This window comes from Micrococcus sp. M4NT (assembly GCF_033790745.1).
In the GTDB taxonomy this organism is placed as follows: domain Bacteria; phylum Actinomycetota; class Actinomycetes; order Actinomycetales; family Micrococcaceae; genus Micrococcus.
Genome location: NZ_JAMYEH010000012.1, coordinates 81,497 through 93,272, shown reverse-complemented (window position 1 = coordinate 93,272; position 11,776 = coordinate 81,497). Strand labels below are relative to the sequence as shown.

The following is an 11,776-nucleotide window of genomic DNA, read 5'->3' as shown; positions in this document are numbered from 1 at the left end:
GCACCCGTGCCGCGTCGGGCCCACGGCCTAGACTCGAGGCCATGTCGTTCCCCCACCAGCGCCCCCGCCGTCTGCGCCAGTCCGCCGCCATGCGCCGCCTGGTCGCCGAAACCCGCCTCCACCCGGCCGAGCTGATCCTGCCGGCCTTCATCAAGGAGGGCGTGGCCGAGCCGCAGCCCATCGCGTCCATGCCGGGCGTGGTGCAGCACACCACCGACTCGCTCAAGGCGGCCGCGGCCGAGGCCGCCGAGCTGGGCCTGGGCGGCATCATGCTGTTCGGCGTCCCGGCCACGCGCGACGCGACCGGCTCCGCCTCCCTGCACCCTGAGGGCGTGCTCAACGCCGCCATCCGCGACGTGAAGGCCGAGGTGGGGGACGCGCTCGTCGTCATGTCCGACCTCTGCCTGGACGAGTTCACCGACCACGGCCACTGCGGCGTGCTCCGCGAGGACGGCGCCGTGGACAACGACGCCACCCTGGAGATCTACGCGCAGATGGGCGTGGCGCAGGCCGAGGCCGGCGCGGACGTGCTCGGCCCCTCCGGCATGATGGACGGCCAGGTCCGCGTGATCCGTGAGGCCCTCGACGCCGCCGACCACACGGACACGGCGATCCTCGCCTACGCCGCGAAGTACTCCTCGGCGTTCTACGGCCCCTTCCGCGACGCCGTCGACTCCGCCCTGCAGGGCGACCGCAAGACGTACCAGATGGACGCCGCGAACCGCACCGAGGCGCTGCTGGAGGTCTCCCTGGACCTCGAGGAGGGTGCGGACATGGTCATGGTGAAGCCGGCCATGAGCTACCTGGACATCGTGCGCGATGTCGCCGAGATGGCCGACGTGCCGGTCTCCGCGTACCAGATCTCCGGCGAGTACGCGATGATCGAGGCCGCCGCCGCGAACGGCTGGATCGACCGCCGCGCCGCGATCACCGAGTCCGTGCTCTCCATCCGGCGCGCCGGCGCCGACACCGTGCTGACCTACTGGGCGGCCGAGCTCGGCCGCTGGATGAAGGAGGGCTCCCTGTGAGCACCCGCACCCCCCGCACCACCAACGCCGCCGCGTTCGCCGCGGCCCAGACCGTCATCCCCGGCGGCGTCGACTCGCCGGTGCGCGCGTTCGGCTCCGTCGGCGGCACGCCCCGCTTCATGGAGCGCGCGCAGGGGCCGTACCTCTACGACGTCGAGGGCCGCGAGTACGTGGACCTTGTCTGCTCGTGGGGTCCCATGCTGCTCGGCCACGGCCACCCGGCCGTGCTGGAGGCCGTGCACGCCGCCGTGGACCGCGGCCTCAGCTTCGGCACCTCCACCGAGTCGGAGACCGCGCTCGCCGAGCTGATCGCCTCGAAGGTCCCCGTGGAGCGCGTGCGCTTCGTGTCCACCGGCACGGAGGCCACCATGACCGCCCTGCGCCTCGCGCGGGGCGTGACCGGCCGCAACCTCATCGTGAAGTTCGCCGGCTGCTATCACGGCCACTCCGACGGCCTGCTGGCCGCCGCCGGCTCCGGCGTCGCGACGGCGGCCCTGCCCGGGTCCGCGGGCGTCACCGAGGCCGCGGCCTCCGAGACGCTCGTGGTCACCTACAACTCCCGCGAGGACCTGGAGAAGGCGTTCGCCGAGCGCGGGTCCGAGATCGCCGCCGTGATCACCGAGGCCGTGCCGTGCAACATGGGCGTGGTGGAGCCGCAGGACGGCTTCAACGCGTTCCTGCGCGAGATCACGCAGCGTCACGGTGCGCTGCTGATCTGGGACGAGGTCCTCACCGGCTTCCGCGCCACGAGCCGCGGCGCGTGGGGCCTCAGCGGGGAGCCCGAGGGCTGGACCCCGGACATCTGGTGCTTCGGCAAGGTGATCGGCGGCGGCATGCCCGTCGCCGCGCTCGCCGGCTCGGCCGCGATCATGGACCACCTGGCCCCGCTCGGCCCGGTGTACCAGGCGGGCACGCTCTCCGGGAACCCGGTGGCGATGGCCGCCGGGTACGCGACGCTGAGCAGCGCCGACGACGCCGTGTACGCCGCCGTGCAGCGCGCATCCGACGCGGTCCGCGAGGGCCTCGTGGCGGCGCTCGACGCGGAGGGCGTGGACCACTCGATCCAGCGCGCCGGGACGCTCTTCTCCGTGGCGTTCGGGACGTCGAAGGGCGGCGTGAAGGACTACGCCGACGCGCAGGGCCAGGAGGTGTTCCGCTACGCCCCGTTCTTCCAGTCGATGCTGGAGTCGGGCGTGTACCTGCCGCCGTCGGTCTTCGAGGCCTGGTTCGTCTCGGCGGCGCACGACGACGCCGCGATCGGCACGGTCCTCGAGGCCCTTCCCGGCGCGGTGAGGGCGGCCGCGGCCGCGACGCCGCAGGGCTGAAAGCGGTCCGAGCTTCGAGGGTCAGGCGCCGGGCTCGACCGGCCACTCCCGCGAGACCGTGGCCGCCGGATCCTTCCGGCGCAGGTACTCCTCGAAGCTGGCGGCCTGCTCGGCCTTCCACTGGGCCTGCCTCGCGTGCAGCTCCGACAGCTCGATCTGGACTGCGGGGTACTTGCGGGCCAGGTGGTCCGCGACCTGGACGGCGGCGAGCGCGTCCGCGGCCGAGGTGTGCGCGTCCTCCAGCTGCACGCCGTAGTGCTCCGAGACGGCGGTGAGAGTGCGCTTGCCCTTGCGGTAGCGGTCCAGCTGCTTGTCCAGCACGTAGGGGTCGATCACGGGTGCGGCGTCGAGCGGGGTCAGGCCGTGCCGCCGCGCCTCACGGTCCATGACCGTGAAGTCGTACACCCCGTTGAACGCGATCACCGGGATGCCGGCCGCGAAGAGGTCCCGCAGCGTCTCCGTGATCTCGATGACCCCCTGCGCCGCGGGCATGCCCTCGGCGCGGGCCCGCTCCGTGGTGACACCGTGCACCTGCGCCGCCTCCTCCGGGATCGGGACGCCCGGGTCCAGGAGCCACTCGGCGGCGGACACGGCCGCGCCCGAGGCGTCCACCATCACGATGGTGGCCGTCACGATCAACGCCTGCTGGGGGTCTCTGCCCGTGGTCTCGAGGTCGAACCCGGCTCGGATCTGCTCATGCCAATTCACGTCCGCCACGCTACCGCCGGAGCCGGACGCGTGAAGCACCCTCCGGCGGGCGGGCAGGATGGGCTCGTGTCCTCCGCCGCCGTCCCGCGCCCCGCTCCGCCGCGCCGCGCTCCTCCCCTCCCCGCCGCGCCACCGGAGGGTCCGCTGACGGTGGCGGAGGCGCTCGCCGCCGTCGCGTGCCTCGTGCCCCCGGGGCGTGCCGTGTCCTATGGGGCGCTCGCGCGGATCCTGGGCCGCGGCGGCGCGCGACAGGCCGGACGCGCGATGGCCGAGGCGGATCCGGGCACCCCGTGGTGGCGCGTCGTGCGGGCCGACGGGTCCCTGCCCGAGGACCTCGCCGCCCGCGCCGCGCCCGAGCGCGATCGCGAGGGCACGCCGCTGCGCCCGGCCGCCGGCGGGCTGCCGCGTGTGGACCTGGCCCGTGCCGCCTGGGATCCCCACGACGACGGCGACGGCCCCGCGCTCGCGGCGATCGCCGACCTCGCGGCGCGCGTGGACCACGGCCGCGGGAGCATCAGCCCGGCAAGCGGGCGCACCCCTTAACCTGTCCCGCGCCGATGGGAGGATGACCCCATGAGCGCACACGAGCACGCCGCAGCCGCCCCGGACGGGGCGCTCGAGGAGGCCGCGATCCTCGCGGCGGACGAGGCCGAGGAGCCCGTTGCGCCGCCCGTGCACGCCCTCCTCGTCCGCGAAGGGCGGCAGCGGGCGGAGACGGTCGAGCTCACCCCCGCGCAGGAGGCCGTGGCGGGCCTCGCCCCCGGGCACGGGGCCGTCCTCGTGCTCGGTGCGCCCGGCACGGGGCGGAGCACCGCGGCCGTGGAGTACGCCGCGCGGCGGCTCGAGGCGGGGACGGATGCCGAGTCCCTCCTGGTCCTCGCGCCGAGCCGGGACGCCGCGGCCCGTCTGCGCGACGCCCTGACCGAGCGCCTCGAGGCCACGGGGCACGGCACGCGCGCTGTCACGCCGGTGCGCACGTGGGCGTCCTACGCGTTCGACCTGCTCCGCCGTGCCCGCGTCACGGGCCCCCTCCGGCACCTGGCGAACGCCCCGCGGCTGCTGTCCGGCGCCGAGCAGGACACGGTGATCGCCGAGCTCCTGGAGGGCTACGCCCAGGGCCACGCGGCAGGTCCGGAGTGGCCGGCCGACGTCGTCCCCGCTGTGGGCACGCGGGGGTTCCGTCGCGAGGTGCGCGAGCTGGTGGACCGCATGAGCGAGTTCGGGGTGGAGCCCGGCCGCCTGCAGGGGCTGGGCGAGGTGCACCGGCGGCCGGCGTGGGAGGCGGCGGCCGTCCTCGTCCAGGACTACCGGGACCGCCTGGACCTGGGCATGGCGGAGGCCTTCGACCCCGCCGGCCTCATCCGCGCCGCCGTGCTCGTCCTGACGGAGCGGTTCCCGGAGGACCCGGAGCGGGACCGTGCCGCCGTCGAGTTCGCCCGGGCGGAACGCGCCCGGCTGAGTGCCCTCGTGGTGGACGACCTCCAGGAGGCCACCCCCGCCGTGCACGATCTCCTCCGCGTCCTCGGCGTCGGCAGGGACGTCCTCCTCACGGCGACCCCCGACACCACGGTCGAGGGATTCCGCGGCGCCCGCCCGGACCTCGTCCGCGAGTACCCCACCGCCCTGGACCCGGCTCCCGTGCCGGGCGCCCCGGCGTCGCCGACGCCGGGGGAGCGGACCGTCGTCCTGGCCCAGGGGCACCGCATGGCGGCCGGCGTGCTCGAGGGATACCTGCGGGTGGCCCGGCGGGTCCGGCAGCGGCACGAGCCGGTCGAGCGGGCCCGGCGCACGGCGCTGCCGGCACAGGAGGGCGGCGAGGTGCGCGGCCACGTCGTGCGCTCGCGGGCGGACGAGGACCAGTTCGTCCTCGAGCGGGTCCTGCGGGTGCATCACGAGGAGTCCGTGCCGCTGGACCGGCTCCTCGTGGTGGCCCGCTCCGGCTCCCGCGTCGCGGCGCTCGCCCGGCATCTCGAGGCGGAGGGCGTGCCGGTCACCCGCGACGCGTCGGGCACCGTGCTCAAGGAGGAGCCGGCGGTGGCCCCGCTGCTGACCCTCCTGGGCGCCTGCGCCACCCTGGCGGGGGACCCCGAGGCCGACGTCGTCTCCGTGCTGGACCCTGAGGAGCTCGTCGGCCTGCTGACCGGGCGCTACGGAGCGGCCACGGCGCTGCACGTGCGGCGGCTGCGCCAGGACCTGCTGCGGGCTGAGCGGGCGCGCGGCGGGCGGCGCTCGTCGGACGAGCTGCTCGTGGCCGCCCTCGCGGATCCGGCGCTCGCGGGAGAGGAGGCCGGGCGGCATCGTGCCCTGCGGCGCGTGGCGTGGATGTTCCGCGCCGGCCTCGAGGCGGCCGCCGCCCCCGGGGCGACGGCCGAGACCGTGCTCTGGGCCCTGTGGTCGGCCTCCGGCCGGGCCGACCGCTGGCGCTCGATCGCCCTCGGGCGGGTGGACGGGGCGGACACCCGCCGGGACGCGCGGCGGGCGGACGCAGACCTGGACGCCGTCGTGGCGCTGTTCCAGGTGGCGGAGCGCTTCGTGGACCAGTTCCCCGGATCCTCGCCCGAGGACTTCCGCGGGTACATGGAGTCCCAGGACCTGCCGATGGACACCCTCGCGCGCCGCGCGGAGACCGGGGACGCCGTCCACGTGCTGACCCCTGCCTCCGCCGTCGCCGCCGGTCGCGACTGGGACACCGTGATCGTCGTGGGCCTGCAGGACGGCGTCTGGCCCAACACGCGGCTGCGCGGCCAGCTGCTCGGCGCCACGGACCTCGCGGACCTGCTGCTCGCGCCCGACCCCTCCGCGTGGCCGACGGACCACCGCACCCGGTTGCAGGAGACGCGGCAGGACGAGCTGCGCATGCTGGCGGCGGCGGTCTCCCGGGCGCGCCGCCGCGTCCTCGCCACCGCCGTGCGGAACGAGGACGAAATGCCCTCCGACTTCCTCGACCTCCTGGCCCCCGCGGAACCCGGCGACGATGAGAGCGGCGTCCGCCCCCTCACGGAGGTGGCGCCGCCGCTGACGGCCGGCGCGCTCGTCGCGCGGCTCCGCCGCGCCCTCGAGCAGGGGGAGGAAGGCGCCGGGGCCGTGGATCCGGCGGCGGCCGCCGCGGCCCTCGCCCGGCTGGCCGCGGACGGCGTGGAGACCGCAGACCCCGCGCACTGGTGGGGCCTCGCGCCGCTGTCCACAGAGGAGGCCCTCACGGACGTGGCCCACCACCCGGTCCGCCTCTCGCCGTCCCGCGTGGAGACCGCTCTGACCAATCCCCTCAACTGGCTGCTCTACCACGTGGGGTCCCAGGCCGGAGCGACGCTGGCGCAGTCCGTGGGCACCCTCGTCCACTCCGTGGCCGAGCACCACCCGGACGGCCCGCCCGAGGCCGTGCACGCCGAGCTCGAGCGTCGCCTGCCGGAGCTGGGCCTGCCCGAGGGGTGGGTCAGCGAGCTCGAGCACGCCCGGGCCCGCGAGCTGGCGAAGGCCTACCTCGGCTACCTCTCCGTCGTGCGGGCCGCGGGGCGGCGCGCCCTGGCCCAGGAGGTGCCCATGCGGGCCGAACTCACGTGGGAGGGACTGACGGTGCTGATCAACGGCGTCATCGACCGGCTCGAGGTGGACGCGGCCGGACGCCCGTACATCGTCGACCTCAAGACGGGCCTCCGCGCGCCGTCGGCGGCCGAGCTGCCCCGCCAGCCGCAGCTCGCCGCCTACCAGGTCGCCCTCCGCGCGCACGGGGTGGCGGTGCTGCGGGATGACCCGGAGGCCGACCCGGCGCTGCGGGCCGCCCTCGCGCAGCTGGCGGAGCCGTCCGCCCCGGCCGGGGCCGCGCTCGTCCAGCTCGGCGCGGGCACCCAGAAGACGAAGGTGCAGGACCAGGCCGCGCTGACCGACGAGGACCGCTGGGCCCTCGACCAGGTCTTCACGGCCGCCCGCCGGACCGTCGGGCCCCGCTTCCTCGCCCTCCACGACGGGTCCGCCGGCTGCGTCCTGCCGTCCGTCTGTCCCCTCTGCGCCGAAGGAAGGCAGGTCACCGAATGGAACCGCTGAACATGGACGTCCCCGCCGCGGTCCACGCGCCGGAGGACATCGCCGCCCGCCTGAAGGTGCATCCGCCCACGGACGAGCAGGCCGAGGTCATCACCGCTCCGCTCACGCCCCGGCTCGTCATGGCCGGCGCCGGCTCCGGCAAGACCGCCACGATGTCCGACCGCGTGGTCTGGCTCGTGGCCAACGGCCACGCGCGGCCCGACCAGATCCTCGGCGTCACGTTCACGCGCAAGGCCGCCGGCGAGCTGGCCCACCGCATCAACGACAAGGTGGACGCCCTGCTGCGCTCCGGGCTCGTGATCCCCGGGTTCGACGGCGAGCCGGAGGACCTCGGCCGCGCCGCCGTGTCCACGTACCACTCCTACGCGGGCGCGCTCGTGCGCGACCACGGGCTGCGCATCGGCGTGGAGCCCGAGGCCGTGCTGCTCGGCGAGGCCGACGCGCACCGGATCATGGCCGGCGTCGTGGAGTCCCATCCGATCGTGGCGGACCGCCTCGGCGTCCGGCCCTCCACGCTGATCTCCCAGGCGCTGCGCCTCGCGGGGGACATGGCGGAGCACCTGGTGGCCCCCGAGGACGTCCGTGCGCACCTGGAGGCGCTCGTCGCCCAGGGCCGGGGGCTTCCGCTCCCGGCCCGCATGAAGGAGCCCTCCGGCGTGATCCTCGAGCTGATCGGGGCGTTCGAGGACCGGGCCCTCATGGCCGACCTCGTGGCCCGCTACGACGAGGCCAAGCAGGAGCGCGACGCGATGGACTTCGGCGACCTGCTGCGCCACGCCGCGCGGATCGCCCGGGAGGTGCCCTGTGCGGGGGAGCAGGAGCGCGGTCGCTTCCCCGTCGTCCTGCTGGACGAGTTCCAGGACACCTCACACGCCCAGATGCAGATCTTCGCCGGGCTCTTCGGCCCCACCGGCCCCGAGGCGGACGCGCCCGGGCTCGGGCACTGCGTCACGGCCGTCGGCGACCCCCACCAGTCCATCTACGGCTTCCGCGGCGCCTCCGCCGGCCAGCTCTTCGCCTTCCCGGGCACCTTCCCGCGGGTCCAGGCGCTCCCCGACGGCGGGACTCGGCGTGTCAACGCGGACGTCTCCCACCTGACCGTCGCGTGGCGCAACGACGAGGCGGTGCTGGAGGCGGCCAACACAGTGGCGGCTCCGCTCGTCGTCCACGCGGAGGCGGGGGCAGGCTCGCCCATCGAGCTGCGACCCCTCCGCCCCCGCCCCGGAGCGGGCGAGGGGGAGGTGCGCATCGACCGGCACGTCACCCAGGACGAGGAGGCGAGGGCGCTCGCGGAGCGGCTGGCGGCGCTGCCGGACGTCGCGCCCGACGGCCGGACCCGCCTCACGCGGGCGGTCCTGTGCCGCACGCGCGCGCAGTTCGTCCCGGTGCTCACGGCCCTCGACGAGGCGGGCCTGCCCTACGAGGTCCTCGGCCTCTCGGGACTGCTCTCCCTTCCCGAGGTCTCCGAGGTGCTCGCCGTCCTCCACGTCCTCGCCGACCCCTCCCGCAACGACCACGTGGTCCGCATGCTCACCGGCCCCCGGTGGCGCATCGGCCCCGCGGACCTCGAGGTGCTCCACGAACGCGCCCGCTTCGTCTCCCGCCTGCGGGCCGCCGGAGCCGAGGGGGCGGCGGACGTCGAGGCCGCGGACGTGAGCCCCGAGGAGGACACCGACGCCCCCGCCCTGCTGGAGGCCCTCGACTCGCTGCCACGGGAGGGCTTCGACTGGACCGGCTCCCGCGGGCGCGGCTTCTCGGACGAGGGCCTGCGCCGCCTGCGCGAGGCCAACCGCCTCCTGCGGCGCCTCTCCGCTCGTGCGGACGCGGAGCCCGCCGAGCTCATCGCCGAGGTCGAGCGGGAGATCGGCCTGGACGTGGAGGTGGCCCTGCGCCCCGACGCGTCCGGGGCCTCCGCCCGCCGCCACCTCAACGCGTTCCAGGACGCGGCGCGCGGCTTCGCCGCCGGCACGACGGCGGCGGCGGGCCTCTCCGCGTTCCTCGCCTGGACGGCGTCGGTGGAGGAGCACGAGAAGGGCCTCGGCATCGAGGCCGGGGAGCCCGCCCCCGGGGTGGTCCAGGTGCTCACGACCCACGCGTCCAAGGGACTGGAGTGGGACGTCGTCGCGGTGCCGGGGCTCATGGAGGGCTCGTTCCCCTCGGCTCGGTCCGACCGCTGGACCGCGCCCGCGAACGGCGCGCTGCCGTGGGCCCTGCGCGGTGACGCAGCCTCACTGCCGCAGTGGGACGCCGGATGGGCCGAAAACATGCGCGACTGGGCGCAGTCGGCCGGCAGGACCTACACGTCCAAGGATGCCGAGGGGCTGCCCGAGCCCTACCAGATCGCCGTGGACGCCCACGGGAGGCGGGAGGAGCGGCGGCTCGCGTATGTCGCGTTCACCCGCGCGCGGAGCCGGCTGTGGCTGAGCACCACCCGCTGGAAGGGGACGAACAAGAACCCCGCGGCGCCGTCCGAGTTCCTTGAGGAGGTCGCCGCGCTCGCCGGCTCGTTCCCCGGGATCGAGATCGGCCACGAGCCGGACCCCTCCGAGCTGACGGAGGAGAACCCCGTGGCCGGCCGCCTGCTCGCCGCCTGGTGGCCGTTCGACCCGCTGACGGGGCCGGAGGTCGCCGTCGCTGACCCGGAGGACCCCGAGGACGAGGACCGCTGGGAGAAGCTCCCGTCCCGCTCCCGGCCGCGGCGCGCCGCGGTCGAGTCCGCGGCTGCGCGCGTCCGAGGCGCGGCCCCCGAGGACCTCGAGGCGGACCCGGAGATCGCCCGGGAGCTCGCCTGGGTGCTGCTGCGGCGCCGGGACATCGCCGGGACCGGGGGCCAGGTGGCGCTGCCGAGCCACGTCTCCGTCTCGCTCTACGGTGAGCTGGCGGCGGACCCGCAGGCGGTGGCCGAGCAGCTGCGCCGGCCCATGCCGCGTCCGCCCGCCCACGCGGCGCGCCGCGGCACGGCGTTCCACGCCTGGCTCGAGGACCGGTTCGGCGCGACGGGCATGCTGGACATCGAGGACCCCTCGGACGCCGCCGACCAGTGGGTGGACGACGCCCTGGACCTCGCCCCGATGCAGGAGTGGTTCCGGTCCTCGCGCTGGGCGGACCGGACCCCCGCGTTCGTGGAGGCGGCGGTGGAGACCACGGTCGCCGGGATCACCCTGCGCGGGCGCGTGGACGCCATCTACTGCTCGGGAGCCCGCGAGGGGATGCCCCTCGATCCCGAGGCCGAGTGGGAGCTGGTGGACTGGAAGACGGGCGCGGTGCCGTCGGACCGCGACCTCGAGGTCAAGGGCCTGCAGCTGGCGGTCTACCGGCTCGCGTGGTCACGCCTGCACGGGATCCCGCTCGAGAACATCAGGGCGAGCTTCGTCTACGTCGCGCACGGCGTCGAGCGCTCGCTGGCCCACCTGCCGGGGGAGGATGAGCTCGAGCGCATCGTCACCGAGGCGCTGAACCGCCCGTGATCCCGTCGCCGGGGCTCTGCGCCCGGCGAGCACCCCGGGCGGCGGCCCGGTCCGACTCCCGGCCCGGAGCCGGCACCACGGTGAGGGCGGCGGTCTGGTCGTCGGCCTCGTCCGGCTCGCGCTCGCGGCCCGCGTCGTCACCGTCGGCGTCCTCGTCGTCGGCATCCACCGCGTCGCCCGCCGCCTCGCCGTCGGCCGCCTCGCCGTCGGCGTGCTCCGGTGCGCTCCCGTGCGTGCGGCCCCGGACGGCGTCGGCCAGCTCGGCCAGCATGTCCTCCGCCTCGGCGATCATGTCCGCGTCGTGGCGGTCCACGCCACGCACCAGCCACTGGGCCAGCGCGAACTCCGCGAGGAGGGAGGCGCGGCGCATCAGGTGCTCGTCCCCGTCGTCACCGGCTCCGGCGTCGGCGCGCCGCCCGCGGTAGGCGTCCAGCACGCGCTCGGCGAAGTCGGGGTCCTCGGCGGCGGCCAGCCACGCGAGGTCCACAGCGGGATCGCCCACGTGCAGGTCGGTCCAGCCGGTCACCCCGACCACCCGGCCGCGCTCCACGAGCAGGTTGTCCTCGTGCAGGTCTCCGTGCACCGGCACCGGGGAGAACGACCACAGGGCCTCCTCCTCCATGGCCTCCTCCCAGCGGCGCAGCAGCACCGGGGGGATGCGACCCGTGGTGGCGGCCTGGTCCAGCTCATGCAGCCGTCGGTTGCGCACCTCCTCCGCCGTGTAGACCGGCAGGTCCGCGAGGTCCACCACGGAGGAGGGCAGGGTGTGCACGGCCGCGATGACGCGGCCGACGTCCTGCACCGCGGGCTCGCCGAGCGCGACGAGGTCCTCGAGGGGGAGGGGACGGCCCGGCATGTCCTGGTACACGAAGGTGCGCAGGCCACCCAGGCGCACCGCGCCGGCCACGGAGGGCGTGCGGAAGGGCAGGGCCGCGCGCACGCGCGGGGTGAGCGCGGCGAGCACCTGCAGCTCGGTCTCCAGGCGGATCCCCGCCTCCGGGGTGCGCGGGGAGCGCACGCGCCACCACTGGCGCTGGGCGTCCACGACGACGGCGGCGGAGAAGTCCGCGGGGTCGTCCGGGCTGGCGACCACCGAGACCGGGGTCAGGCCGGGGACGGCCGCGGCGGCCAGGGCTGCGAGGCGGAGGGACTGACGGTGCACGGGGTCCACCCTATGCGCGCCCACGCCCGAGCGCGGTGGGGCGCA

General features: G+C 75.9%; 7 protein-coding genes. 5 read left to right on the top strand and 2 right to left on the bottom strand.

What is annotated here, in order from left to right; all coding sequences use genetic code 11:
* Positions 1-41 precede the first annotated feature (41 nt).
* Together hemB and hemL are read left to right on the top strand one after the other, a co-directional pair.
* The gene (gene hemB, locus NJC10_RS09810; RefSeq protein WP_319076270.1) at positions 42-1,028 is read left to right on the top strand and encodes a porphobilinogen synthase; all 987 of its coding nucleotides are present in this window, start codon (positions 42-44) and stop codon (positions 1,026-1,028) included.
* Positions 1,025-2,353, top strand: a complete 1,329-nt coding sequence (gene hemL, locus NJC10_RS09805) for a glutamate-1-semialdehyde 2,1-aminomutase (RefSeq protein WP_319076269.1) — start codon at positions 1,025-1,027, stop codon at positions 2,351-2,353. The genes hemB and hemL overlap by 4 nt, the downstream gene beginning before the upstream one ends.
* 21 nt (positions 2,354-2,374) lie before the next feature.
* Here hemL and NJC10_RS09800 read toward each other — a convergent pair whose 3' ends face one another.
* The gene (locus NJC10_RS09800; protein ID WP_319076268.1) at positions 2,375-3,061 is read right to left on the bottom strand and encodes a 3'-5' exonuclease; all 687 of its coding nucleotides are present in this window, start codon (positions 3,059-3,061) and stop codon (positions 2,375-2,377) included.
* Between the two features lie 66 nt (positions 3,062-3,127).
* Here NJC10_RS09800 and NJC10_RS09795 point away from each other — a divergent pair, with 66 nt between their 5' ends.
* From NJC10_RS09795 to NJC10_RS09785, 3 genes are read left to right on the top strand one after another with little or no spacing between them, the layout of a single operon-like run.
* The gene (locus NJC10_RS09795) at positions 3,128-3,604 is read left to right on the top strand and encodes an MGMT family protein (protein ID WP_319076266.1); all 477 of its coding nucleotides are present in this window, start codon (positions 3,128-3,130) and stop codon (positions 3,602-3,604) included.
* Positions 3,605-3,634: 30 nt separating this feature from the next.
* A complete protein-coding gene (locus NJC10_RS09790) occupies positions 3,635-7,102 on the top strand; it encodes a PD-(D/E)XK nuclease family protein (protein WP_319076265.1) in 3,468 nt (1,155 codons plus the stop codon).
* Positions 7,090-10,569 carry an ATP-dependent DNA helicase gene (locus NJC10_RS09785; RefSeq protein WP_319076264.1) on the top strand — a complete coding sequence of 1,160 codons (3,480 nt, stop codon included), beginning with the start codon at positions 7,090-7,092 and terminating at the stop codon, positions 10,567-10,569. Before NJC10_RS09790 ends, NJC10_RS09785 begins: the two co-directional genes overlap by 13 nt.
* Here NJC10_RS09785 and NJC10_RS09780 read toward each other — a convergent pair.
* Positions 10,544-11,731 (bottom strand): macrolide 2'-phosphotransferase, encoded by a 1,188-nt coding sequence (locus NJC10_RS09780; RefSeq protein WP_319076263.1) that lies wholly within the window; start codon positions 11,729-11,731, stop codon positions 10,544-10,546. The genes NJC10_RS09785 and NJC10_RS09780 overlap by 26 nt on opposite strands.
* Positions 11,732-11,776 lie beyond the last annotated feature (45 nt).

Excerpts from the sequence above, each read along its gene's own strand:
- hemB (WP_319076270.1), top strand. The coding sequence starts at position 42 with ATGTCGTTCCCCCACCAGCGCCCCCGCCGTCTGCGCCAGTCCGCCGCC.
- NJC10_RS09790 (WP_319076265.1), top strand. The coding sequence starts at position 3,635 with ATGAGCGCACACGAGCACGCCGCAGCCGCCCCGGACGGGGCGCTCGAG.
- NJC10_RS09785 (WP_319076264.1), top strand. The coding sequence starts at position 7,090 with ATGGAACCGCTGAACATGGACGTCCCCGCCGCGGTCCACGCGCCGGAG.